Source organism: Staphylococcus simulans (assembly GCF_003043455.1).
GTDB lineage: Bacteria > Bacillota > Bacilli > Staphylococcales > Staphylococcaceae > Staphylococcus > Staphylococcus simulans_A.
Map to the genome: position 1 here is coordinate 1 of NZ_PZGG01000036.1, position 26,056 is coordinate 26,056.

The 26,056-nt window shown below is 36.4% G+C and carries 23 protein-coding genes; 21 read left to right on the plus strand and 2 right to left on the minus strand.

All coding sequences use genetic code 11. From position 1 onward, the window contains the following. Positions 1–30 precede the first annotated feature (30 nt). The 16 genes from truB to rny all read left to right on the plus strand — a co-directional run bounded on the left by truB (position 31) and on the right by rny (position 19,342). Entirely contained in the window at positions 31–945 is a 915-nt protein-coding gene (truB, locus tag BU038_RS07670; protein ID WP_199219697.1) for a tRNA pseudouridine(55) synthase TruB, read from the plus strand. Positions 946–959: 14 nt separating this feature from the next. Further along, entirely contained in the window at positions 960–1,934 is a 975-nt protein-coding gene (locus BU038_RS07675; protein ID WP_107605524.1) for a bifunctional riboflavin kinase/FAD synthetase, read from the plus strand. Positions 1,935–2,058: 124 nt separating this feature from the next. Then, positions 2,059–2,328 carry a 30S ribosomal protein S15 gene (gene rpsO / locus BU038_RS07680; protein ID WP_002480719.1) on the plus strand — a complete coding sequence of 90 codons (270 nt, stop codon included), beginning with the start codon at positions 2,059–2,061 and terminating at the stop codon, positions 2,326–2,328. A 165-nt stretch (positions 2,329–2,493) separates the two neighbouring features. Next, on the plus strand, positions 2,494–4,599 hold the full coding sequence (pnp, locus tag BU038_RS07685) for a polyribonucleotide nucleotidyltransferase (RefSeq protein ID WP_107605525.1): 2,106 nt from the start codon (positions 2,494–2,496) through the stop codon (positions 4,597–4,599). A gap of 189 nt (positions 4,600–4,788) precedes the next feature. After that, a complete protein-coding gene (gene rnjB / locus BU038_RS07695) occupies positions 4,789–6,462 on the plus strand; it encodes a ribonuclease J2 (RefSeq protein WP_107605526.1) in 1,674 nt (557 codons plus the stop codon). Positions 6,463–6,693: 231 nt separating this feature from the next. Continuing rightward, positions 6,694–9,069: a DNA translocase FtsK gene (locus BU038_RS07700; protein WP_107605527.1), complete on the plus strand. Its 2,376-nt coding sequence runs from the start codon at positions 6,694–6,696 to the stop codon at positions 9,067–9,069. A gap of 2 nt (positions 9,070–9,071) precedes the next feature. Next, positions 9,072–9,794 carry a GntR family transcriptional regulator gene (locus BU038_RS07705; RefSeq protein ID WP_107605528.1) on the plus strand — a complete coding sequence of 241 codons (723 nt, stop codon included), beginning with the start codon at positions 9,072–9,074 and terminating at the stop codon, positions 9,792–9,794. 58 nt (positions 9,795–9,852) lie between these two features. Beyond that, positions 9,853–11,079, plus strand: coding sequence for an EF-P 5-aminopentanol modification-associated protein YfmF (gene yfmF, locus BU038_RS07710; protein ID WP_199219698.1), 1,227 nt, complete (start codon positions 9,853–9,855; stop codon positions 11,077–11,079). Further along, positions 11,080–12,366 (plus strand): EF-P 5-aminopentanol modification-associated protein YfmH, encoded by a 1,287-nt coding sequence (gene yfmH, locus BU038_RS07715; RefSeq protein ID WP_107605530.1) that lies wholly within the window; start codon positions 11,080–11,082, stop codon positions 12,364–12,366. Then, positions 12,367–13,071, plus strand: coding sequence for an elongation factor P 5-aminopentanone reductase (gene ymfI / locus BU038_RS07720; protein ID WP_107605531.1), 705 nt, complete (start codon positions 12,367–12,369; stop codon positions 13,069–13,071). A 132-nt stretch (positions 13,072–13,203) separates the two neighbouring features. After that, positions 13,204–14,043, plus strand: a complete 840-nt coding sequence (locus BU038_RS07725; RefSeq protein WP_107605532.1) for a DUF3388 domain-containing protein — start codon at positions 13,204–13,206, stop codon at positions 14,041–14,043. A 21-nt stretch (positions 14,044–14,064) separates the two neighbouring features. Continuing rightward, the gene (locus BU038_RS07730; protein ID WP_107605533.1) at positions 14,065–14,463 is read left to right on the plus strand and encodes a helix-turn-helix domain-containing protein; all 399 of its coding nucleotides are present in this window, start codon (positions 14,065–14,067) and stop codon (positions 14,461–14,463) included. Between the two features lie 25 nt (positions 14,464–14,488). Further along, positions 14,489–15,070 (plus strand): CDP-diacylglycerol--glycerol-3-phosphate 3-phosphatidyltransferase, encoded by a 582-nt coding sequence (gene pgsA, locus BU038_RS07735; protein ID WP_107605534.1) that lies wholly within the window; start codon positions 14,489–14,491, stop codon positions 15,068–15,070. Positions 15,071–15,204: 134 nt separating this feature from the next. Then, positions 15,205–16,350: a CinA family nicotinamide mononucleotide deamidase-related protein gene (locus BU038_RS07740; RefSeq protein ID WP_107605535.1), complete on the plus strand. Its 1,146-nt coding sequence runs from the start codon at positions 15,205–15,207 to the stop codon at positions 16,348–16,350. A gap of 167 nt (positions 16,351–16,517) precedes the next feature. After that, positions 16,518–17,582, plus strand: a complete 1,065-nt coding sequence (gene recA / locus BU038_RS07745; RefSeq protein WP_107605536.1) for a recombinase RecA — start codon at positions 16,518–16,520, stop codon at positions 17,580–17,582. A gap of 200 nt (positions 17,583–17,782) precedes the next feature. Then, positions 17,783–19,342: a ribonuclease Y gene (rny, locus tag BU038_RS07750; RefSeq protein WP_002480732.1), complete on the plus strand. Its 1,560-nt coding sequence runs from the start codon at positions 17,783–17,785 to the stop codon at positions 19,340–19,342. 119 nt (positions 19,343–19,461) lie between these two features. Here rny and BU038_RS07755 read toward each other — a convergent pair whose 3' ends face one another. Then, complete coding sequence (locus BU038_RS07755; RefSeq protein WP_107605537.1) at positions 19,462–20,457, minus strand: YeiH family protein; 996 nt, start codon at positions 20,455–20,457, stop codon at positions 19,462–19,464. Positions 20,458–20,580: 123 nt separating this feature from the next. Here BU038_RS07755 and BU038_RS07760 point away from each other — a divergent pair, with 123 nt between their 5' ends. After that, positions 20,581–21,411 carry a LysR family transcriptional regulator gene (locus tag BU038_RS07760; RefSeq protein ID WP_107605538.1) on the plus strand — a complete coding sequence of 277 codons (831 nt, stop codon included), beginning with the start codon at positions 20,581–20,583 and terminating at the stop codon, positions 21,409–21,411. 111 nt (positions 21,412–21,522) lie between these two features. On the opposite strand, the gene BU038_RS07765 is transcribed toward BU038_RS07760, so the two are convergent. Next, positions 21,523–21,741, minus strand: a complete 219-nt coding sequence (locus BU038_RS07765) for a hypothetical protein (RefSeq protein WP_107605539.1) — start codon at positions 21,739–21,741, stop codon at positions 21,523–21,525. Between the two features lie 270 nt (positions 21,742–22,011). Here BU038_RS07765 and BU038_RS07770 point away from each other — a divergent pair, with 270 nt between their 5' ends. The 4 genes from BU038_RS07770 (at position 22,012) to BU038_RS07785 (ending at position 25,993) form a co-directional block, all read left to right on the plus strand. Further along, positions 22,012–22,809, plus strand: a complete 798-nt coding sequence (locus tag BU038_RS07770; protein ID WP_107605540.1) for a TIGR00282 family metallophosphoesterase — start codon at positions 22,012–22,014, stop codon at positions 22,807–22,809. Between the two features lie 114 nt (positions 22,810–22,923). Beyond that, positions 22,924–24,699, plus strand: coding sequence for a 2-oxoacid:acceptor oxidoreductase subunit alpha (locus tag BU038_RS07775; RefSeq protein ID WP_107605541.1), 1,776 nt, complete (start codon positions 22,924–22,926; stop codon positions 24,697–24,699). After that, entirely contained in the window at positions 24,686–25,552 is an 867-nt protein-coding gene (locus BU038_RS07780) for a 2-oxoacid:ferredoxin oxidoreductase subunit beta (RefSeq protein WP_002480738.1), read from the plus strand. The genes BU038_RS07775 and BU038_RS07780 overlap by 14 nt, the downstream gene beginning before the upstream one ends. A 204-nt stretch (positions 25,553–25,756) precedes the next feature. Next, entirely contained in the window at positions 25,757–25,993 is a 237-nt protein-coding gene (locus BU038_RS07785; RefSeq protein ID WP_107605542.1) for a hypothetical protein, read from the plus strand. Positions 25,994–26,056: the final 63 nt, after the last annotated feature.

Below are 26,056 nucleotides of genomic sequence, written 5' to 3' on the forward strand. Positions count from 1 at the left end.
GTAGAGGTATGATAGAGAGAAGAGGTGTAGTTGATGGAGGGTATTTTACCTGTATTTAAAGAACGTGGTTTAACAAGCCATGATGTTGTGTTCAAATTACGAAAAATTTTACATACTAAAAAAGTGGGCCATACAGGCACATTAGATCCAGAAGTCAATGGTGTCTTGCCGATTTGTGTCGGTGGCGCGACTAAAGTCAGTGATTATATTATGGAAATGGGTAAAGCATATCAAGCAACAGTAACGATTGGTGTGAGTACAACTACAGAAGACCAGACTGGAGATGTATTAGAGACAAAAACGGTCAGCAAGGATTTGACTGCTGATAAAATTGACGAAGCGATTTTATCGTTTGTGGGTGAGATTGAACAAATTCCACCGATGTATTCTTCCGTTAAAGTCAATGGTCGTAAGCTTTATGAATACGCACGTAACAATGAAACAGTTGAGCGTCCTAAACGAAAAGTGCGTATTTATGAAATTGAACGTAATTCAGAGATTCGTTATAAAGACGAAACATGTTCATTTGATATATTTATTCGTTGTGGAAAAGGCACTTATATCAGAACGTTAGCCACTGATATAGGCAAAGCATTAGGTTATCCGGCGCATATGTCTCAATTAACACGTGTAGAAAGCGGCGGATTTTCTATAGATGAAAGTTTAACTTTGGATCAAATTGATGAATTATATAAGCAAGAAGCATTACAGGAAAAGCTATTTCCGATAGAATATGGTTTGAAAGGGTTGCCTCATATTCAAATTGACGACCCGAACATCAAAAAGCGTATTTTAAATGGACAGAAATTTTATAAAAAAGAATTTTCTGAAGCAATTGAAGCTGTAACAGTGATGGAAGATAAAGAAACAGGAAAAGCTTTAGCACTTTATATTCCGCACGCAGAGAAACCGAATGAAATCAAACCTAAAAAGGTATTTAACTAAAGGAGCATCGCAAAATGAAAGTTATTGAAGTTACACATCCGATTCAACCCGAGCAATATATACAAGAAGACGTTGCGATGGCATTAGGATTTTTTGACGGCTTGCATAAAGGACATGCGCAAGTCTTTCATACTTTAAATGAAATTGCGAAAAAACGTAATTTGAAAAAAGCTATCATGACGTTTGATCCTCACCCATCGGTTGTATTGAATCCTAAACAAAAAAGAACGGATTATTTAACACCGTTAAGTGACAAAATCGAGATTTTAGAGTCATACAATATCGATTATGTAATTATTGTTAATTTCACATCAAAATTTGCGGATGTTTCGATTGATGAGTTTGTGAATGAGTATTTAATCGCAAACCATGTGAAAGAAGTCGTTGCAGGCTTTGATTTTACATTCGGCAAACATGGCAAAGGCAATATGTCTGTACTCCAAGAATTAAAAACACACTTTAATACAACGATTGTGAGCAAACAAGAAATGTTCTCTGAGAAAATATCAACAACTGAAATTAGAAAAGCATTAAAAGAAGGCGACTTGCAAAAAGCGAATGACGAACTAGGCTATCGTTACCGTATCAAAGGAACTGTCGTTCAAGGTGAAAAACGCGGCAGAACCATCGGATTCCCAACTGCAAATATTGAACCAAGCGATGATTACGTCTTACCTAAAAAAGGTGTGTACGCAGTTAGTTTAGCTATCGGAACAGAACAGCGTATTTATAGAGGCGTATGTAATGTGGGGGTAAAACCGACGTTCCATGATCCAAAAAAATCACATGTTGTGATTGAAGTAAATATCTTTGATTTTGATGAAGATATTTATGGTGAGCGTGTGATTGTCTTTTGGCATCACTACTTAAGACCAGAAATCAAATTTGACGGTATTGATCCGCTTGTAGAACAAATGAATAAAGATAAAGAACAAGCGAAATATTTATTATCGGTTGATTTCGGTGATGAAGTATCTTATAATATTTAGGTCGGAATGATTACACATGTGGTAATCAAAGTATAATTAAAAACAGTCCTCACTCTTGGCAGGTCGATACTCCGACGCCTGACTCAGACTGGGGAGACTAAACTATTAAAGGAGGAAATTGACAATGGCAATTTCACAAGAACGTAAAGACGAATTAATCAAACAATACCGTGTACACGAAACAGACACAGGTTCACCAGAAGTACAAATCGCAGTATTAACTGCAGAAATCAATGCTTTAAACGAACACTTACGTACACACAAAAAAGACCACCATTCACGTCGTGGCTTATTAAAAATGGTAGGTCGTCGTAGACATTTATTAAACTACTTACGTAAAAAAGATATTCAACGTTACCGTGAATTAATCAAATCATTAGGTATCCGTCGTTAATCTTTTCTTAAGTAAAACGCTGATACCAGTTAGAGGAAAGGACCATCGTTGGTTGCTTTCCTTTTTTTATAGCTTAGATACGAATGTGCGTATAAAAATAATCATGTAAATGATATGATAGAATTATTACATGTAAAAGAGGTAGTAAGAGAAAGGAGATTCCTAATGTCTCAAGACAAGAAAGTGTTTAAGACCGAATGGGCAAACCGTCCGTTGACAATTGAAACTGGGCAGATGGCAAAACAAGCAAACGGTGCGGTACTCGTACGTTATGGGGATACAGTTGTATTATCTACTGCGACAGCATCAAAAGAACCGCGTGATGGAGATTTCTTCCCATTAACAGTTAACTATGAAGAAAAAATGTATGCAGCAGGTAAAATTCCTGGCGGCTTTAAAAAACGTGAGGGACGTCCGGCTGACGAAGCAACTTTAACTGCGCGTTTAATCGATAGACCGATTCGTCCATTATTCCCTAAAGGTTATCGTCACGATGTTCAAATCATGAATATCGTGTTAAGTGCTGACCCAGATTGTTCACCAGAAATGGCAGCAATGATCGGTTCATCAATGGCATTAAGTGTTTCAGATATCCCATTCCAAGGTCCGATTGCAGGAGTAAATGTCGGTTATGTTGACGGCCAATATGTGATCAACCCGACTGTAGAACAAAAAGAACAATCTCGTTTAGATTTAGAAGTTGCCGGCCATAAAGACGCAGTCAACATGGTTGAAGCAGGTGCAAGCGAGATTACTGAAAAAGAAATGTTAGATGCGATTTTCTTCGGCCATGAAGAAATTAAACGTTTAGTTGCGTTCCAAGAAGAAATTATTGATTATCTTAAACCTGAGAAATCAGAGTTTGTACCGGTTGAACGTGATGCAGAAGTTGAAGAAAAAGTCATTGCATTAACACAAGAAAAAGGTTTGAAAGAAGCGATTCAAACTTTCGATAAAAAAGAACGTGAAGAAAATATCGACGCTGTTCGTGACGAAATCGTTGAGATTTTCGAAGATGAAGAAGATCCGGAAAATGAAGCGGTACTTGCTGAAGTGAATGCAATCTTAAATGATTTAGTTAAAGAAGAAGTTCGTCGTCAAATCGCGGATGAAAAAGTACGTCCAGATGGTCGTAAACCAGATGAAATTCGCCCATTAGAATCTGAAGTGGGCTTATTACCACGTGCGCACGGTTCAGGTCTATTCACACGTGGTCAAACACAAGCGTTATCTGTATTGACATTAGGCGCATTAGGCGAATATCAATTAATTGACGGTTTAGGTCCAGAAGTTGAAAAACGCTTTATGCATCACTATAACTTCCCTAACTTCTCAGTAGGGGAAACAGGTCCAGTACGTGCACCAGGCCGTCGTGAAATCGGACATGGTGCATTAGGAGAACGTGCTTTAAAATATATTATTCCTGATACACAAGATTTCCCATATACAGTACGTATTGTCAGCGAAGTACTTGAATCAAACGGTTCATCATCACAAGCATCTATTTGCGGCTCTACACTTGCTTTAATGGATGCAGGGGTACCAATCAAAGCACCTGTAGCTGGTATTGCGATGGGGCTTGTGACTCGCGATGATAATTACACAATCCTTACAGATATCCAAGGAATGGAAGATGCTTTAGGCGACATGGACTTTAAAGTCGCTGGTACAAAAGACGGTATCACAGCAATCCAAATGGATATTAAAATTGATGGTTTAACAAGAGAAATCATTGAAGAAGCTCTAGAACAAGCACGTGTTGGTCGTTTAACAATTTTAGAACATATGCTTCAAACAATTGATCAACCAAGACCAGAATTAAGTGCGTATGCACCTAAAGTTGAAACAATGACAATCAAACCTGATAAAATCAGAGATGTTATTGGACCTGGCGGTAAGAAAATCAATGAAATCATTGATGAAACAGGTGTTAAACTGGATATCGAACAAGATGGTACCATCTTTATCGGTGCAGTAGACCAAGCAATGATTAATCGTGCACGTGAAATTATCGAAGAAATTACACGTGAAGCAGAAGTGGGTCAAACATATAACGCGAAAGTTAAACGTATTGAAAAATATGGTGCATTTGTGGAATTATTCCCAGGCACTGATGCGTTATTACACATCTCACAAATTGCGAATGAACGTATCAATAAAGTTGAAGATGTATTAAAACTTGGCGATTCAATTGAAGTCAAAGTAACAGAAATTGATGGTAAAGGCCGTGTAAATGCATCTCACCGTGTATTATTGAACAAAGAAAACTAATAAAATATAAGATTAAATAAGAAGAATGCTTGTACAACTTGATGTTGCTTCACAAGCATTCTTTTATACATATGAGTGGTTTAACATCATGCTGGCCTATGGATTCATTAGTGTACATTAAAAAGATTTTAACTTATAATATAGAGTGAATACTTATATGGTCGGGGATTATAAATAGGAGGAGAAAAATTGAATTTAGTAAAGAAAAAGAATAATGATATCCGCATCATCCCGCTTGGCGGCGTGGGTGAAATTGCGAAGAATATGTATATCGTTGAAGTTGACGATGAAATGTTTATGTTGGATGCAGGTCTAATGTTCCCAGAAGACGAAATGCTGGGTGTTGACATTGTTATTCCTGATATTCAATATGTCATTGAAAATAAAGATAAATTAAAAGGAATCTTCTTATCGCATGGACATGAGCATGCGATCGGTGCAGTCAGCTATGTTTTAGAGAAAGTCGATGCACCTGTATATGGTTCTAAATTGACATTAGCGCTAGTTAAAGAATATATGAAAGAACGTAAAATTGATAAGAAAATCAGATATTATACAGTCAACAATGAATCTGTCATGCGCTTTAAAAATGTTAATGTGTCTTTCTTTAATACATCACATAGCATTCCAGATAGTTTAGGTATAACGATTCATACGTCATACGGTGCAATTGTGTATACAGGCGAATTTAAATTTGACCAAAGCTTACAAGGCAACTACGCACCAGATCTTAAGAAAATGACTGAAATCGGAGAAGAAGGTGTCTTTGCGTTAATCAGTGATTCAACTGAAGCTGAGAAACCAGGTTATAACACACCTGAAAATGTGATTGAATCACATATGTTAGATGCATTTACAAAAGTGAACGGCAGATTGATTGTGTCTTGTTATGCATCAAACTTTATCAGAATTCAACAAGTATTAAATATTGCGAGCAAATTGAATCGTAAAGTGTCATTCTTGGGACGCTCTTTAGAAACATCATTCAATATTGCACGTAAAATGGGATACTTTGATATTCCAAAAGACTTGTTAATTCCAATTAACGAAGTTAAAAACTATCCGAAAAATGAAGTTGTGATTATTGCGACAGGTATGCAAGGAGAACCTGTAGAAGCATTAAATCAAATGGCGCGTCAAAAGCATAAAATTATGAATATCGAGCAAGGCGATTCAGTCTTCTTAGCAATGACAGCTTCAGCTAACATGGAAGTTATCATCGGTGATACGTTAAATGAATTAGCACGTGCCGGTGCTGATATTATTCCAAACAATAAGAAAATCCACGCATCAAGCCATGGTTGTATGGAAGAACTCAAAATGATGATTAACATCATGAAGCCAGAATACTTTATCCCTGTCCAAGGCGAGTTCAAAATGCAGATTGCCCATGCGAAGTTAGCTGCTGAAGCAGGTGTAGCACCTGAAAAGATTTTCTTAGCTGAAAAAGGCGATGTCTTAAACTTTGACGGCGAAGATATGATTTTAAATGAAAAAGTAGAATCAGGTAACGTCCTGATTGATGGTATTGGTGTCGGAGACGTTGGTAATATCGTATTACGTGACCGTCACTTATTAGCAGAAGATGGTATTTTCATTGCGGTCGTAACCTTAGATCCGAAAAACAGACAAATTGCGGCTGGACCTGAAATTCAATCACGTGGTTTCGTGTATGTCAGAGAAAGTGAAGAATTGTTGAAAGAAGCGGAAGAAAAAGTACGTGAAATTGTAGAACAAGGTCTTCAAGAACGTCGTATTGAATGGTCTGAAATCAAACAAAACATGCGCGATAAAATCAGCAAATTGTTGTTTGAAAATACAAAACGTCGTCCAATGATTATCCCTATTATTTCTGAAGTTTAATTAAAGGTATGCAAGATAACATACAAGAATGCTATGGTGTGCAAACGTGCGTACCATAGCATTTCATCGTATAGCTCATATTTCAGCTTTGTTGAACTATGTGGAGTATACGTTAAATGTTAAAATAGAAGGATAGTAAGTTAGACATGTGTGCTTACAGACAGCTACGTTCGTCTGTAAGCATGATACATATTCACTAAGACATATTTTATGGAAAAGAAGGTGTATGTTTTGGCACAAAGAAAGAAAAGAACAACAAATACGAAACGAAAAACGTCAGCAAGAAGAAAAAACACAAAGAAAAAACAAAATGAAGCTCCGTTACGCTATATTGCTGCGATTATTACGGTAGTGCTTGTTGTTCTAGGTGCCTTCCAATTAGGAATAATCGGAAGAGTGATTGATACTTTTTTCAATTACTTGTTTGGCTATAGTAGATACTTAACCTATATTCTCGTTATATTAGCATCAGGCTTTTTAGCTTATAACAGCAAGTTGCCGAAAACCAGAAGATTAACAGGTTCGATTGTGTTACAAATTGCATTGTTATTTGCAACACAGTTGTATTTAGTCTTTACGAAAGGTGCTGCAGGTGATCGTGAACCTGTTATTTCTTATGTATACCGTCAATATGATAAAACGCATTTTCCGAATTTCGGTGGCGGTGTGCTGGGTTATTATTTAGTCCATTTCTCTATACCGCTTGTATCAATAATTGGTGTTGTCATCTTAACATTAATACTTTTTATCTCTAGTTTTATTTTATTATCGAGACGACGTCATCGTGATGTGGCTAAAATTTTCTTAGAGAAATTAAAATCAGGCAGTGAACAAGCAGCAGTACATAGAAAAGAACGAAAAGCACGTCAAGCTGAACGTGCAGAGGAAAAACAACGCCGTAAAGAAGAAAAAGCAGCAGAGCGTGCGCAACAACAAGAAGAAGTAAAAGATGTCAGCGACTTTACGGAAGTTCCGATGTCAGAAGCTGAGAAACAAGAAGCGGCTATTCCGATTTTCGGTGATGATCAAAAAGAAGAGACACAAAAACCGGTTGAACCTAAACCACAAACAGAACCTGCGCCAAAAAGAAAACGCGAAAAACGTCAGTTGGTTGAACAAACTCAAACAAATGAAGCATCTGAACCCTCTGAAGATATGGGCAGTATTTCAGAAGCGGGCGAAGTTGAAAATTCAGATTATCAATTACCACCACTGTCTATTTTGAATGAACCAGTGAAGCAAAAAACAACTTCACGTGCTGAAGTTCAAAAGAAAGGGCGCTTACTTGAAAATACGTTGAAGAACTTCAATGTTAATGCGAAAGTGACCCAAATCAAAATCGGCCCAGCAGTTACACAATATGAAGTACAACCGGCACAAGGAGTTAAAGTCAGCAAGATCGTGAACTTGCATAATGATATTGCGTTAGCTTTAGCCGCAAAAGATGTGCGTATTGAAGCGCCGATTCCTGGCCGTTCAGCAGTAGGGATTGAAGTGCCAAATGATAAAATCGCTTTAGTCTCATTAAAAGAAGTATTAGATGAAAAATTCCCTTCTAAGAATAAATTAGAGGTTGGTTTGGGTAGAGATATATCAGGTGAACCAATCAGTGTGGAATTAAACAAAATGCCGCACTTGCTTGTGGCAGGTTCTACCGGCAGTGGTAAATCTGTATGTATTAATGGTATTATTACGAGCATTTTACTGAATGCGAAGCCGCATGAAGTAAAACTCATGCTTATTGATCCAAAAATGGTAGAATTGAATGTATATAACGGTATTCCGCACTTATTAATTCCAGTAGTCACAAATCCTCATAAAGCATCACAAGCATTAGAGAAAATTGTGGCAGAAATGGAACGTCGTTATGATTTATTCCAGCATACAGGTACTAGAAATATCGAGAGCTACAATGATTATATGAAACGCCAAAATGAGGAATTAGATGAAAAACAATCTCTATTACCTTACATTGTAGTGATTGTAGATGAATTAGCTGACTTAATGATGGTCGCAGGAAAAGATGTTGAAAATGCGATTCAACGTATTACACAAATGGCACGTGCAGCAGGTATTCACTTAATTATTGCCACACAACGTCCATCTGTGGATGTTATTACAGGTTTAATCAAGAACAATATTCCATCACGTATTGCCTTTGCGGTAAGCTCTCAAACTGACTCTCGTACAATTATCGATCGAGGCGGAGCTGAGAAATTATTAGGTAAAGGGGACATGTTGTACTTTGGTAATGGCGGTTCTATCCAAACACGTATCCAAGGTGCGTTCCTTAGTGACCAAGAAGTTCAAAACGTAGTGAACTTTGTGATTGAACAGCAAAAAGCGAATTATGTTAAAGAGATGGAACCAGGTACAACGCCAGAAGGCGGAGAAAAGAAAAGTGAAGATCCGTTATATGATGAAGCCTATCAATTTATTGTTGAACAGCAAAAAGCGAGTACATCCCTTTTACAACGTCAATTCAGAATCGGTTACAACCGTGCATCACGTTTAATGGATGATTTAGAAAACAACCAAGTAATTGGACCACAACGTGGCAGTAAACCACGACAAGTATTAGTGGATTTAGATAATGGTGAGGTGTAATGATGACAAATACGAATTCGATATACAGAATTAAAGAATGGATATTAAATGAAATTGAAGAAGGCAACTTGCAACCGGGTGATCCGGTTCCAAGTACTTTATCAATCGCAAGAGAAGTTAACGCAAAAACAGATGATGTATATGATGCAGTGGATGAACTTATTACGGAACAAGTTTTAACCCAAAACTTTGAAGCAACAGCGAGTGTTAAAACACCTCAGCCTTTCTTCTATCCGCTTGATAAGTTGTTAAGCATCAGTAAAATGATTGAGAACGAAGGTTACAAAGCTGGTACTATCTTTATGAATTTAGACCAACAACCAGCAACGATGTACGATCGCAAAGCACTTAATTTAAAAGAAGGCGAATTTGTCACGTTGATTGAAAGAATCAGAACCGCTGACGGCAGTCCAGTTGTCTATTGTTTAGATAAAGTAGCGACAAATTACCTGACTTGTGCTGCTTTCCAAGAACATGATGAATCTATTTTGACTGCGATCAAAGCTTATGCAGATATCAATATCGCATATTCAGAAACAGAGATTGAATCGGTCAGCTATGAACCTAAAGTTTCAGAAGCTTTAGAATCAGCGCCAAATGAAGCGTTGATGTTGTTAAGACAAATTCATTATGACCATCAAAACAGACCGATTCTTTACTCTTATAATTACTTCAAGAGTGAAGTGGTTAAATTTAAAACAATACGTAAAATTGAGGAAAACTAAGAAAGGGTGTGACAGTGTGAGTCAACAACACAATCATACAGAACCGCGCATTAAAGTGATGCCGACGGATAAATTCAAAACAACAATTATCACATTCAAATTTATGGCACCGCTTGATGAGGAAACAATGACTGCACGTGCATTGTTAAGTAAATTGCTTGTCAGAGCCACAAAACAATGGCCGACAGATAAGGCGTTTAACAGAAAACTTTCAGAGTTATATGGAGCATACGTCAACAGTTTTGTGACGAAATTCAAAGATAAGCATGTCATCACAATTACATTAGAAATTGTGAATGAACGCTACTTAAAACATAAAGATCCATTATTTGATGAAGGTTTAGCATTACTTCAACAAATACTTTATCATCCGTTAGTTGAAAATGAGCGTTTCAATGAAACGTTTGTGACACAAGAAAAGACATTATTGAAAAAGAAACTAGAAGCAATCAATGATAATAAAGCACAACTCGCTTTCTTAAAATTAATGAAAAACATGTTTGGCGATCAACCTTATAGTTATCTAGCATCAGGCTTAATCGAACATATACCTCAAATCACACCAGAATTGTTATACCATACATACCAATCCATGTTAGAAAACGATGATTGTGCTGTTTATGTCGTAGGTAATGTCGATACAGAAGAAGTGACAAGCAAAATCAAACAATTGTTTGACATCAAACCACTACAACAAGTGTCTTCAGTGATTCAAGCACAACGTTCTAAAGATGAGTTGCCTCAAACTATAGTAGAACATGATGAAATTGACCAAGCAAAGTTGAATATCGGTTACCGCTTCAACACATACTATGGACAACCAGATTATTATACTTTTGTGGTCTTCAATACAATGTTTGGCGGCGATCCATCGTCTGTCTTGTTCAATGAAGTACGTGAAAAACAAAGCTTAGCATATTCTGTACATTCACAAATTGATGGTAAAAATGGCTACATGTTTGTCTTGAGCGGCGTATCTGCTGAAAAATATGAAGTTGCGAAAGATACAATTTTAGCGGAATTCGAGAAATTCCAACGTGGCGAATTCAGTGAAGAAAAATTAGAACTCGCGAAGAAGATTTTAATTTCACAACGTAATGAATCTCAAGACCGTCCGAAAAGTATGGTGGAAATTGCACATAATCAGATCCTATTACCGAAAGATTTATCAAACGGTAATTACGGACAAAAAATTCAAGATGTGACGAAAGAAGATGTGATTCGCCTAACACAAAGTGCCATCCTAGATACAATCTATGTGTTGACGAAGGAGGACGAAGCATAAATGAATAAACGTTATTATGAATTAATCGATGAAACTGTATATGAAGCACAAATGGATAACGGTTTAAAACTTTTTATTATTCCGAAGCCAGGGTTCCAAAAAACATTTGTTACATATACGACACAGTTCGGTTCATTAGACAGCAAATTCAAACCTTTAGATAGCGATGAATTTGTGACGGTACCGGACGGTGTGGCACATTTCTTAGAACATAAATTATTCGAAAAAGAAGAAGGCGATTTGTTTACTGACTTTGCGGAAGATAATGCACAAGTTAATGCCTTTACGAGCTTTGATCGCACAAGTTATTTATTCAGCGCAACATCAAATGTAGAATCGAATATTTTACGTTTGATGAACATGGTAGAGACACCTTACTTTACTGAAGCAACAGTGGAAAAAGAAAAAGGAATTATCGCTGAAGAAATTAAAATGTATCAAGAACAACCAGGTTATAAGTTAATGTTCAATACATTACGTGCAATGTATGAAAAGCATCCGGTTAAAGTAGATATTGCCGGAAGTGTCGAAAGTATTTATGAAATTACTAAAGATGATTTATACCTATGTTATGAAACATTCTACCATCCATCTAATATGGTGATGTTTGTCGTAGGTAATGTCGATCCTGAACGTATTCATGATTTAGTTCGTGATCATGAAGCAAAAAGAGAATTAACTGCACAACCTGAAATTGTACGTGGCAGCTTAGAAGAACCAGAAGCAGTTCAACAAACTAAAGTGGTTGAAGAAATGAATATTCAAATACCAAGGTTGATGCTAGGCTTTAAAAATGTTCCGCAACAAGCGTCTAAAGAAGTCTTTATGAAACGTGATATCGAAATGACATTCTTCTTTGAAATGGTATTAGGCGAAGAAACAGATTTCTATCAAAACTTATTAAACGAAGGCTTAATTGATGACACCTTTGGTTATCAATTTGTGTTAGAACCTTCTTATAGTTTCTCTTTAATTACAAGTTCAACGCCTAATCCAGATAAGCTGAAGTCATTATTGTTAGATGAGTTGAAAGCTAAAGTTGGTAAACTAGAAGATGAAGAAGCGTTTGAATTATTGAAGAAACAATTTATCGGAGAGTTTGTTTCAAGTCTAAATTCACCAGAATATATTGCGAACCAATATACGAAGCTTTATTTCGAAGGTGTCAGCTTATTCAATATGTTAGATATTGTAGATAATATTACGTTAAAGAGTATTAATGAAGCGGCAGAGAAAAGTTTAAACTTTGATCAAATCGCTGACAGCAGACTGGAGATTAAGAAGTAAATGAAAGCACTAGTCATTGGCGGTTCTGGCTCTATCGGTTCCGCTATTGTAGAACAATTACTATCAGACGGATACGAGGTCATTGTGCATTACAATCATTCGTCACCAGATGAGTTGAAAGCAAAATATGATAGTCGGAATGTATCATTTGTACAAGCAGATTTAACGAACGATATAGATATTGATTCTGTTTTTTCATTTATTCATAATTTAGATGTGTTAGTTTATGCGGCGGGGCGCAGTTTGTATGGCATGTTCCAAGATATGACAGCGCAAGAGATTGAAGCATGTTATCAGTTGAATGTTAAGAATATGATGCTTGTTACACGTTATTTCTTAGAACAGCTGAGAGCAAGTAGTCATGGTCGCATTATAGTTATCTCATCTATATGGGGTGAAACAGGTGCAAGTATGGAAACTGTTTATTCTGCGATGAAAGCGGCACAAATTGGTTTTGTGAAAGCTTTAAGCCAAGAACTTGCAATGACTAATATTACAGTTAATGCAGTCACACCTGGCATGGTCAGCGGAAATATGGCGGATGAGTTTGAACCTTCTGAATTAGCAGCTATTATTGATGAACTGCCACAACAACGTATGGTTTCACCTGAAGAAGTCGCGTATACATGCGCCTACCTTTATAATGAACGTGCGCAAAGTGTCACAGGTACAATACAGAAAGTCAATGGCGGTTGGTATATTTAAGCATGAATTCCATATTCATATACTTAGAGATAATGTATAATGTAGATATCTTTCAGTTTTATTGAAAATGAGTATGTATCACTTCATTCTGATGAATTCTATATGTTGTTGAACTAAGGGGCGTGTTAAAACATGATAGCACCAGAAAGAAAAATTGAATGGTATTTGGAATATGAAATTACCTTTAACCGAGCTGGACTTTTAGGAGATGTCGCAAGTCTATTAGGGATGATGGGGATCAGTATTGTGACGATTAATGGTGTCGATCAAAATCGACGTGGTTTATTAATTCGTGCAGACAGTTTAGACAAAATGCGACGTTTTGAAGATATTGTAAGTCAAATTGATGAAATTTCGATTACAAAAATGCGAAAGCCGCAATTGCGTGATCGTTTAGCAGTCCGACACGGGCGCTATATCAAGCAAGATGCAGATGATAAGAAAACGTTCAGATTTGAACGTGAAGACTTAGGTCTACTTGTAGACTTTTTAGCAGAAATCTTCAAAGAAGAAGGTCATAAGCTTATTGGTATTCGTGGCATGCCACGTGTCGGCAAAACAGAATCAATTGTCGCAGGCAGTGTCTGTGCGCATAAGCGCTGGCTGTTTATCAGTTCTACACTGATTAAACAAACGATACGTAATTCTCTCTTAAAAGGAGAATACGGCCCAGAACATGTTTATATTATTGATGGCGCAGTGACTGCTAGAGAAAATGATCCGAAGCATCGTCAGTTAGTCGATGAAGTGATGACCTTACCTGCAATCAAAGTGGTAGAGCATCCGGATTTATTCGTAGATTCTTGTGATTATCAGTTAGCTGATTTCGATTACATTATCGAGTTAAGAGAAACTGAAGATCAAGAAATCAAATATGAACATATGAAACAACAAACAGTTAAAAGTAAGAATAACTTAGATTTCGGTAATTCCTTTGATGACTTTGGCGGAGGATTCGGATTTTTTGAATAATGTTTCAAGGAGTGTCAAAACATGAGCAATACAATTGGACAGACATTAAAAGGAAAAAGAGAACGCTTAGGCATGACGTTAAATGAATTAGAGTCAAAGACTAAAGTAAAAAGAGATACTTTGACACTTATTGAAGCGAATGATTTTAATGCGCTTTCTAATCCGAATTATGCGGAAGGTATTATTGAGAAATATGCCAAAGCAGTGAATACTGATGCTTCTATCCTGATTGCTCATCATCAAGAGGAACTGCCGAATTCTGCAGACAGTCACTATGATGAAAACATTGAACAATTCAGTGGAGCCAATCCGCCAGATTATAAAACACAAAGCAAAGATTCTAAGCAATTGGTTGTTTGGCTCAGCATTTTTATTGTGGTAACTTTGGTATTATGGGTGGCGGCAGTATTCTTATTATAAAATAGCAAGAAAAGAGGAAATGTTTATGAATCTACCCAATCAGATAACCATCTTCAGGGTAATTTTAATACCGGTATTTATTCTTTTTGCGTTAGTCGATTTCGGCTTCGGCAATATGACATTTATCGGAAGTCATTCGATTCGTATTGAGTTCTTTATCAGCGGTTTGATTTTTATCATCGCTTCACTTAGCGACTTTGCGGATGGCTACTTAGCACGTAAATGGAATTTAGTAACAAACATGGGGAAATTCTTAGATCCACTTGCAGACAAATTATTAGTTGCGAGTGCTTTAATCGTTTTAGTACAACTGGATTTAACAAACTCAGTTGTAGCGATTATTATCATTGCACGTGAATTTGCGGTAACAGGCTTACGTTTACTTCAAATTGAACAAGGATTTGTCAGTGCAGCAGGTCAATTAGGTAAAATTAAAACAGCGGTTACGATGGTCGCATTAGTTTGGATTTTACTTGGTGAACCACTTGTCGCATGGATTGGTTTCCCAATCGGACAAGTATTGTTATATATCGGTGTATTCTTTACTGTTCTTTCAGGTATTGAATATTTCTACAAAGGTAGAGACGTATTTAAGAAACAATCATAATTTACATCATTCTAAGAGTGGCATATACATAGCGGTGAACTGAATGCATATGAGTTCACAAATCACTATGTTTATGCCACTCTTATATTTGTATAGTATAAACTAAGATTCTCAAAGGTAATGGAGGAAATTTTATGAAAATTTCTATTGTAGCAGTAGGATCAGAACTCCTATTAGGACAAATACTCAATACAAACGCGAAGTTCCTTTCTCAATTATTTAATGGCGTAGGTTTGAACGTCGTGGAACAAGCGGTAATCGGGGATAATGAAGCGAGATTAGAACGTTTATTGCGTCAATCTTTAGAAGTCAACGATACCATTGTGATGACTGGGGGACTTGGTCCGACAAAAGATGATTTGACGAAACACACAGTAGCCAAAGTATTAGGACGTGAACTAGTTACAGATGAAACAGCATTAGAATATATTGAAAATTATTTTAAAGAACAAAAACAAGAAATGAGCGAAAATAACAAACAACAAGCATTAGTGATTGAAGGTGCCACAGTACTGCCTAATAAAGTCGGTATGGCACCTGGGATGTTAGTAGAACAAGATGGTAAACGTATTGCGTTAATGCCTGGACCGCCAAAAGAAATGAACCCGATGGCTGAAGAAGAATTACTTCCATTATTAATGCAAGAAAATGGCACAATCTTTTCAGAACAACTGAAATTTGCGGGCATCGGAGAATCACGTGTTGAAACAGAGTTATTAGATTTAATCGACAATCAATCAAATCCGACAATTGCGCCATTAGCTGGATCACATGAAGTTAAAATTCGTGTCACAGCAAGTGGGCCAGATGAAGCAACATGTAAAACGTTGATTAAACCGGTTAGAACTGAAATTTTAAATCGCATTGGGGATTACTATTTTGGTTCTGATGAAACAACGATAGAACAAGCAACGCTTGAAAAAGTACCAGGTACTTTTGCGATTTATGATGGAGTCACATCAGGAGAAGTTTATTCTAAACTAAAAGAAGATGACAAAGTTGATAAGTTAAGAGGTATGCTGGTTGATGATGTTATCTTTGTAGAAGAGGACTTAGATATTAAAACACGTTTGAAATCGGGTGCAGAACAAGTACGTAAACTTTATCAAACTGATATCGGTGTAGCTTTATTGCATGAAGAAGATGAAGTATATTTAGGGGTACTCACAGAAGATGACTTTAAAATAGAAGCGTTTACTATGACGCAAAAAAGGAATTTAATTAAACATAGAACGCCAAACTATGTCTATATCCGTTTGATAAATATGTTTTCTAAGTAGTAAATAGCTGAAAAAACACATTTATAAGTACGGGTGTTCGGTTAGTTGGGACTCAAAATGAGAAATAAACGAACAAATATTCGTTTATTTCTTGTAATTTAGGATAGAAACCTGTATAGTATTAATTAAGATAAATTTGAGAGCTATCTCGAATAGGAGGCCAGACATTGAATAATGAACGTCAAAAAGCGCTAGATACTGTAATTAAGAATATGGAGAAATCGTTTGGTAAGGGTGCGGTTATGAAGTTAGGCGATAACAAAGCACGCCGTGTTTCAAGTGTATCAAGCGGTTCTGTTACATTAGATAATGCTTTAGGAGTAGGCGGATACCCTAAAGGAAGAATTGTAGAAATTTACGGACCAGAAAGTTCTGGTAAAACAACAGTTGCATTGCATGCGATTGCTGAAGTACAAAAACAAGGCGGCATTGCAGCATTTATCGATGCTGAGCACGCATTAGATCCTGTATATGCTGAAGCATTAGGTGTAGATATCAATAACTTATACCTTTCACAACCAGACCATGGGGAACAAGGTTTAGAGATTGCTGAAGCATTTGTGCGTAGTGGCGCAGTAGATATTATTGTTGTCGACTCAGTTGCAGCATTAACACCTAAAGCTGAAATTGAAGGTGAAATGGGAGATACACACGTTGGTTTACAAGCTCGTTTAATGTCACAAGCTTTACGTAAACTTTCAGGTGCCATTTCTAAATCAAACTGTACAGCAATTTTCATCAACCAAATCCGTGAAAAAGTCGGCGTAATGTTCGGTAACCCTGAAACAACTCCAGGTGGACGTGCATTGAAGTTCTACAGCTCAGTACGTTTAGAAGTACGTCGTGCAGAACAACTAAAACAAGGCCAAGAAATTGTAGGTAACCGTACAAAAATTAAAGTGGTTAAAAACAAAGTTGCGCCACCATTCAGAGTGGCAGAAGTTGATATTATGTACGGACAAGGTATTTCAAAAGAAGGCGAGTTAATCGACTTAGGTGTTGAACATGATATCGTAGATAAATCAGGTGCTTGGTATTCTTACAATGGCGACCGTATGGGTCAAGGTAAAGAAAACGTTAAGAATTACTTGAAAGAGCATCCTGATGTTAAAGCAGACATCGATCAAAAATTACGTCAAAAACTTGGTATTTTTGATGGTGATGTTGAAGAGAAAGAAGAAAAAGAAGCAGAAAAAAATGGTGAAAATGCATCTTTATTCGAAGAAGAATAGTATCTAATTTGTAAACCTGGAAGCTGCTTCCAGGTTTTTCTTTTTTGCGGTGTAATAGTGAAGGTTATGTAAACTATTAACCTTGACACTTCTCATGTTAAAAAAGTACAATTGGTATGTATGATTCTTATATAACTTCATATAATCATATTGAAATTGATATACAAATAAACAAAATCCTAGAAAAAGGAGGTGTTTGTGTGAATTTATTAACCCTCCTACTCATTTTGCTGGGTTGTATTCTAGGAGTTGTTGTAGGGTATATAGTTGCCCAAAAAGTTTTGCACGACAAACAAGTGCAAGCAAAACAAACTGCAGATGATATTATCAATCAGGCGAACAAAGAAGCAGAGAATCTCAAGAAAGAGAGATTACTTGAGGCGAAAGAAGAAAATCAACGTTTGAAAGAACAAACAGAAAATGAACTTCGAGAAATACGTGGAAATCTTCAAAAACAAGAGACCCGCCTTCTTCAAAAAGAAGATAACTTAGAGCGTAAGTCTGATCTATTAGACAAAAAAGATGAGATTTTAGAGCAAAAAGAATCGAAAATTGAAGAAAAACAACAACAAGTAGATGCAAAAGAGAGTAGTGTTCAATCCATAATAATGAAGCACGAACAAGAATTAGAACGCATCTCCGGTCTCACACGTGATGAAGCTATTAAAGAACAGTTTCAACGTGTTGAAGAAGAACTGTCACAAGATATTGCAGTACTTGTTAAAGAAAAGGAAAATGAAGCGAAAGAAAAAGTTGATAAAACCGCAAAAGAATTGTTGGCAACAACGGTTCAACGCTTAGCTGCTGAACATACTTCAGAGTCAACAGTATCGGTAGTCAACTTACCGAACGATGAAATGAAAGGACGTATTATTGGTCGTGAAGGCCGAAACATTCGTACTTTAGAAACATTGACGGGTATCGATTTAATTATAGATGATACACCAGAAGCGGTTATATTATCAGGCTTCGATCCTATTCGACGAGAAATTGCACGCACAGCTTTAGTCAACCTTGTTTCAGACGGTCGGATTCATCCGGGTCGTATCGAAGACATGGTAGAAAAAGCACGTAAAGAAGTAGATGATATTATCCGAGATGCTGGTGAACAAGCTACATTTGAAATTAACGTTCATAACATGCATCCAGACCTTGTTAAAATACTCGGTCGACTTAAATTCAGAACAAGTTATGGCCAAAATGTCTTAAAACACTCAATCGAAGTTGCGCATTTATCAGGAATGCTTGCAGCTGAACTTGGTGAAGACGTGACATTGGCAAAACGTGCTGGTTTGTTACATGACGTTGGTAAAGCGATTGATCATGAAGTAGAAGGCAGCCATGTCGAAATTGGTGTAGAACTTGCGAAGAAATATCATGAAAACGAAACAGTTATTAATGCGATTCATTCCCACCATGGGGATGTTGAACCAACATCTATTATCTCTATCCTAGTTGCTGCAGCAGATGCTTTATCAGCAGCACGCCCAGGTGCTCGTAAAGAAACACTTGAAAATTATATCCGCAGATTAGAACGCTTAGAAGCACTATCTGAAGGATATGAAGGCGTAGAAAAAGCATTTGCGATTCAAGCAGGTCGTGAAATCCGCGTGATTGTATCACCAGATGATATCGATGACTTGAAAGCACATCGTCTAGCAAGAGATATTAAAAAACAAATAGAAGATGAACTACAGTATCCAGGACATATCAAAGTGACAGTTGTTCGTGAGACGAGAGCAATTGAATATGCAAAATAATTTTTGAAACCAATAGAACCTTGGGCTAGAGATAGCTCAAGGTTCTTTTATATCCATAGAAATATCCCTTCAACTGATGAACAAGCTGAAGGGATATAATGCTTTATTTCATATTAAAGTTATATATGCAACATGCTGAGTGTTGTAAATGTTAACGCTGATAATATAATAGATGCGATAACAATCGCAATTAATGGTTTGCCGGCACGATCTTTAATGTCTTTTAATGCGACATTCAAGCCTAAACCGACCATTGCCATAATGATGAGTAATGTTGCTAAGAAATTTAATACTGACATTAAAGGTGTTGGTAATGGTAGATACGTATTAATCAGCGCTGCAATAATGAAGCCGAACAAGAAATAAGGAATTTCTATCTTAGCTTTTTGACCACTATGTTGTGATTTGTATTTCATTATTGCGAGTAAAATTAAACTCACTGGAATCAATAGGAATACACGTCCGAGTTTTGCGAGCAACCCTATTTTAAGTGAAGCTTCTCCCGCAAATCCAGCAGCTAATACAACATGCGCAATTTCATGTAAACTACTGCCTGACCAAGCACCATACAATTGTGGCGCAATATTAAAAATGGATGTAATGACAGTGTACGCTAATGAGAAGAGTGTACCGATTAATGCGATAATCCCAACACTTAAAGCTGTGTCTTTCTCTTTAGCTTTTAAAATTGAAGAAGTAGCAGCAATAGCAGCTGCACCGCAAATCCCTGTTCCAATACCTAATAGCAGCCCGATATCACGGTCACCTTTAAGCCATTTGTTTAATAAGAAAATAAAACCAATGCTGAAAATTACTACACCGATATCCACAAGTAATAACGTACGTCCTTGAGTAATAATTTCGTTAATATTTAATTTAAGTCCATACAAGACAATCGCAAATTTTAAAAGCTTTTTAGCTGAAAATTCAATGCCTGGTCTTAGTGTCTCTGGATATCCTTTAATGTGTCGATAAATAATCGCAAATAGAATCGCAATCGTTAATGCGCCTACATTTGCGAGAATCGGCAACTTCGCTAACAACATACTGATGAGTGCGATAACCAGAGTAAAAAGTATCCCTAGTATAAATGGTTTTTGTCTAAATGTTGTCATAGTCATGCCTCCTTGAAGTTAAGAGTACTATTGGTTAACTATAACGTTAAATAAATATTTGGTATGGCGCTCATAACAAATTTGTTATAATTATAAAAAAGTCAAAGAGTCGGAGGACGCACTATGGATCCTTTTAAAGTGTTAATTGAAGTAGTAAAAACAAGAAGTTATACTAAAGCAGCGCAAAATTTATATACCTCGCAACCTTCAATCAGCCGAGATATTAAACGTTTAGAAAGTGAATATGATGTGAAAGTATTTGAATTTAAACATTCAAACATGCGCTTAACGACAGATGGTGAAACTTTATTTCGTTATGCGATACAAAAACAACGTCTTGAAGATCGTTTAAGAAAGGACTTAAAACAAGCGCCACATACAATATCAGGAGAATTAGTCATTGGCAGCAGTTACACTTACGGAGAATATCGGTTATCAGAACATCTAGCTGATTTGGCATTAAAATATCCTAAGCTGCACATTCATGCGAGGTTAGATAACTCAGAACATATTATAGAACACTTAAAACACAATAGTATCGATGTAGGTATTGTAGAAAAAGAAATCCAAGATAATGCGTTAAATAAAATAAAAATTGAACATGACGAGTTAGTATTAATTCGAAGAAAGGGCCAAGTGTTTAAACAAGCAACAACGTTCTATATCAGAGAACGAGGGTCAGGGACGCGTGCATACCAAGAGAAAGGGATTGAAGAACTCGGTTTAGATGACATTTTTTTAGTTGAAATGAATAATACCACACTGATTAAAAATATGGTGCGCAGCGGGATGGGAATCTCTATTATTTCATCTTCTACCTTAACACCTTATGACCATCAATATTTAAGTGTCGTACCTGTTGATATACAACGTGATTTTTACTTGTTTACGCATAAGAATAAATATATTGATGATAACTTAAGTTTGTTGATAGAACATTTGAAGAAACAATAAGAGCTTAGTAAAGAGATAAAAAAAAGAAGTTAAGCATGTTTGCTTAACTTCTCGTGTTTCAAGTGTCAGTGCTATGCACCGCATCGTTTTTTATTTGTATAATCGTTGTTTTTATTTAGATAAAAGTAAATCTGTTTGTTTTACTTCTTTAAGTACTTCGCATGTATCTAATGCGTTTGAAGATAATTGTGCGTATCTTTCAGCTAAACGATAAGCATTGACATAAAGTTCTAATGCATCTTTTGCGATATCTTCAGCATCCTCGCTTTTTGACGGGTTTGATTGAAGTACTAGTTCTGCGAACTTTTCGGGATCAATATTAATTGACATTGAATAACGACATCTCCTATAAATTTGATAGACAAATCATAACATACAAACACACTCTGAAAAAGTAAAACTTATAATCGAAAATTGACAGATTTTTTACAAATACAACAATGTGATGTATGAATGACTTAATTACTTTTACCCGCTCTACATAAAATTAAAGATGAAGTTGTCAAAACTTAAAAGAATCTTTGATTTTAGAACGTGATTGCTACTTTTCAATTGATGCTTTTTCCATTAAACTAACTAATATGAGAGGATGAAGGAACGTTGAGAATATTATTTATCGGCGATATCGTAGGTAAGGTAGGACGTCAGGCAATCACGACGTATCTTCCTAAATTGAAACAACATTACCGTCCGACTGCAACGATTGTGAACGCTGAAAATGCGGCACACGGCAAAGGACTGACTGAAAAAATTTATAAACAATTATTACGTGAAGGCGTAGACTTTATGACAATGGGCAACCATACGTATGGCCAACGTCAGATTTATGAATTTATTGATGATGCGAAACGTATGGTCAGACCTGCGAACTTCCCTGATGAAGCGCCAGGTGTAGGTATGCGTTATATGCAGATTAATGACACGAAGTTAGCAGTTATTAATTTGCAAGGTCGTGCTTTTATGCAAGATATTGATGATCCGTTTAAAAAAGCAGATGCTTTGATTAAAGAAGCGCAAAAAGAAACACCTTACATTTTTGTTGATTTCCATGCGGAAACAACATCAGAGAAAAATGCGATGGGTTGGTATTTAGATGGCCGCGCAAGTGCAGTAGTCGGCACGCATACACATATTCAAACCTCAGATAACCGTATTTTACCTCAAGGTACAGGTTACATTACGGATGTCGGTATGACAGGCTTCTATGATGGTATTTTAGGTATTAATCGTGATGAAGTCATTTATCGTTTTATCTCAAGTTTACCGCAACGTCACGTTGTACCTGATGAAGGCAGAGAAGTTTTATCGGGTGTTGTGATTGATTTAGATAAAAATGGTAAAACGAAAAAGATTGAACGAATTTTGATTAACGAAGATAACCCATTCGACATGGTCTAATAAGGTATCGTCCGTTAGTATGAATTTCACTTAAAACCACTGTTATCATAGTAATACAGTGGTTTATTTTGTTATGATGATAGATGAATTATATTACAGGAGGCAAAGCTAGGTATGAAATCACAAGTATCTTGGAAAGTAGGCGGACAACAAGGTGAAGGAATTGAATCGACTGGAGAAATCTTTGCCACAGCAATGAACCGTGAAGGGTATTATCTCTACGGATACAGACATTTCTCAAGCCGTATTAAAGGCGGACATACCAACAATAAAATTAGAGTATCCACAACACCTGTACATGCAATCAGCGATGATTTAGATATATTAGTCGCATTCGATCAAGAAACGATTGAATTAAATCATCATGAAATGCGTGATGACAGTGTGATTATTGCAGATGCTAAAGCAAAACCGTCTCGTCCTGAAAATTGTAAAGCCCAACTCATCGTACTGCCTTTTACAGATATCGCAAAAGAGCTTGGTACGAAATTAATGAAAAACATGGTCGCAATCGGCGCAACATGTGCCATTATGGATTTAGATATCAAATCTTTCGAATCTTTAATTGCGAATACATTTGGTAAAAAAGGCGAAAATATTGTAGACATGAACGTGCAAGCATTGCATGCAGGTTATGAAGCAATGAAAGAAGAAATGACAGACTTAAAAGGTGATTATCACCTTGAAGCAAGTCAATCTGAACCGCATTTATATATGATTGGTAACGATGCAATCGGTTTAGGTGCGATTTCAGCTGGTTCTAAATTTATGGCTGCATATCCAATTACACCTGCCTCAGAAATCATGGAATATATGATTGAAAACTTACCTAAAGTCAATGGTGCGGTTATTCAAACAGAAGATGAAATTGCTGCTGCGACAATGGCTATTGGTGCGAACTATGCAGGTGTCCGTGCATTTACAGCATCAGCTGGACCTGGTTTGTCATTAATGATGGAATCTATCGGTTTATCAGGTATGACTGAAACACCACTAGTGATTGTGAACACACAACGTGGCGGTCCATCAACAGGATTACCGACAAAAGAAGAACAATCTGACTTAATGCAAATGATTTATGGTACACATGGTGATATTCCTAAAATTGTCGTAGCACCGACAGACGCTGAAGATTCATTCTATTTAACAGTGGAAGCTTTCAACTTAGCTGAAGAATATCAATGCCCAGTGATTATCTTAAGTGACTTACAATTGGCATTAGGTAAACAAACTGTAGAACAATTAGATTTCAATCGTGTTGAAATTAAACGTGGTGAATTACTACAAAGTGACATCGAAAGAGATGAAGATGACAAATCATACTTCAAACGTTATGCCTTAACAGCAAGCGGTGTGTCACCACGACCAATTCCAGGCGTTAAAGGCGGTATCCACCACGTGACAGGTGTAGAACACAGTCCAGAAGGTAAACCTAGCGAGTCTGCACAAAACCGTCAAGAACAAATGGATAAGCGTATGCGTAAGACGGAAAACTTATTAATCAATGAACCAGTGATTGATGATCAACCATATGATGAAGCGGATATTTTATATATTGGTTTCATTTCAACAAAAGGTGCAATCCAAGAAGGTAAAGCACGTCTTGAAGATGAAGGTATTAAAGTCAATCACTTACAAATCAAACAATTGCATCCGTTCCCAACACAAATTGTGCAAGAAGCGGTAGATAAAGCGAAAAAAGTCGTTGTTGTTGAACATAACTATCAAGGACAACTTGCGAATATATTAAAAATGAATGTGAACGTCCATCAAAAATTAATCAATCAAACGAAGTATGATGGTACACCATTCTTACCACATGAAATTGAAGAAAAAGGTTTAGAAATTGCCAAAGAAACTGAAGGAGTGGTTACAGGTGGCAACATTTAAAGATTTTAGAAATAACGTTAAGCCTAACTGGTGTCCAGGTTGCGGTGACTTCTCAGTCCAAGCTGCGATTCAAAAAGCAGCTGCAAATGTAGGTTTAGAACCAGAAGAAGTAGCATTAATTACAGGAATCGGCTGTTCAGGCCGTTTATCAGGCTATGTTAACTCATATGGTATGCATGCGATTCACGGTCGTGCTTTACCGATTGCACAAGGTGTTAAAATGGCTAATAAAGATTTAACAGTGATTTGTTCTGGCGGTGACGGAGATGGTTATGCGATTGGTATGGGTCATACGATTCATGCATTACGTCGTAATATGAACATTACGTACATCGTTATGGATAACCAAATTTACGGTTTAACTAAAGGACAAACATCTCCATCATCAGCACCTGGCTTTGTGACAAAAACAACGCCGAAAGGTAACATTGAACAAAACGTAGCACCATTAGAATTAGCTTTATCATCAGGTGCAACATTTGTAGGACAAGGTTTCTCAAGTGACATCAAAGGTTTGACTGCGCTAATTGAAGAAGCAATCAACCACGATGGTTTCTCATTTGTGAACGTCTTCTCACCATGTGTAACTTATAATAAAGTAAACACATATGATTGGTTTAAAGAAAATCTTGTATCTGTTGATGAATTGGAAGATTATGATCCATCAGATAAAGGTAAAGCAACGCAAGCAGTTATCAATCATGAATCATTGCTTACAGGTATTGTTTATCAAGATAAAGAAACACCTTCTTATGAATCACAATTAGAAGTGATGAGCGGAGAAGCTTTAGCTAAGCAAGATATCAACATTGACCAATCACAATTTGACGAACTAACAAAACAATTTATTTAAAATACAAAATAACCTTCATATTCTTCAAATAACGGGTATAAGTTATTGTAAGGGTATGAAGGTTTTTTATAATTCTGAAAATATATTTATATGATTATTTTGTATATCCATTAAATTTAGATTGACTAAAGTTTAAAATAAAAGTTTGGCATACCGCTTAATCAGGGTAATGTTTAAATAAGTCGCATTTAAGAGGTGTACAAAATGAAGAAAGAGATAAACGGAAATGAAACTCCCATGACACAAGAACACTTATTAAATAAAATTGCACATAATTACTTAGAAGGACAACAAGTAGATCCTTCAAATGAACATATAATTGAAAATGAAACACCACAAGGGTATGATGCACGTATTTATTTATTAAAAAACGAAGCCAATCGAAAACATTTAGCACATTGTATTAGAGATTATATTAATGGACATCTCGTAAAAGTATAAGTAGACGATCATTTATTAATTGATTTTACGGAAACAGCAAATAATGATCATACCCATTTTAAA

Coding starts and splice junctions, on each gene's coding strand:
- BU038_RS07675 (WP_107605524.1), top strand. CDS start 960: ATGAAAGTTATTGAAGTTACACATCCGATTCAACCCGAGCAATATATA.
- rpsO (WP_002480719.1), top strand. CDS start 2,059: ATGGCAATTTCACAAGAACGTAAAGACGAATTAATCAAACAATACCGT.
- pnp (WP_107605525.1), top strand. CDS start 2,494: ATGTCTCAAGACAAGAAAGTGTTTAAGACCGAATGGGCAAACCGTCCG.
- BU038_RS07705 (WP_107605528.1), top strand. CDS start 9,072: ATGACAAATACGAATTCGATATACAGAATTAAAGAATGGATATTAAAT.
- yfmF (WP_199219698.1), top strand. CDS start 9,853: ATGCCGACGGATAAATTCAAAACAACAATTATCACATTCAAATTTATG.
- yfmH (WP_107605530.1), top strand. CDS start 11,080: ATGAATAAACGTTATTATGAATTAATCGATGAAACTGTATATGAAGCA.
- ymfI (WP_107605531.1), top strand. CDS start 12,367: ATGAAAGCACTAGTCATTGGCGGTTCTGGCTCTATCGGTTCCGCTATT.
- BU038_RS07725 (WP_107605532.1), top strand. CDS start 13,204: ATGATAGCACCAGAAAGAAAAATTGAATGGTATTTGGAATATGAAATT.
- BU038_RS07730 (WP_107605533.1), top strand. CDS start 14,065: ATGAGCAATACAATTGGACAGACATTAAAAGGAAAAAGAGAACGCTTA.
- pgsA (WP_107605534.1), top strand. CDS start 14,489: ATGAATCTACCCAATCAGATAACCATCTTCAGGGTAATTTTAATACCG.
- BU038_RS07740 (WP_107605535.1), top strand. CDS start 15,205: ATGAAAATTTCTATTGTAGCAGTAGGATCAGAACTCCTATTAGGACAA.
- BU038_RS07755 (WP_107605537.1), bottom strand. CDS start 20,457: ATGACAACATTTAGACAAAAACCATTTATACTAGGGATACTTTTTACT.
- BU038_RS07760 (WP_107605538.1), top strand. CDS start 20,581: ATGGATCCTTTTAAAGTGTTAATTGAAGTAGTAAAAACAAGAAGTTAT.
- BU038_RS07765 (WP_107605539.1), bottom strand. CDS start 21,741: ATGTCAATTAATATTGATCCCGAAAAGTTCGCAGAACTAGTACTTCAA.
- BU038_RS07775 (WP_107605541.1), top strand. CDS start 22,924: ATGAAATCACAAGTATCTTGGAAAGTAGGCGGACAACAAGGTGAAGGA.
- BU038_RS07785 (WP_107605542.1), top strand. CDS start 25,757: ATGAAGAAAGAGATAAACGGAAATGAAACTCCCATGACACAAGAACAC.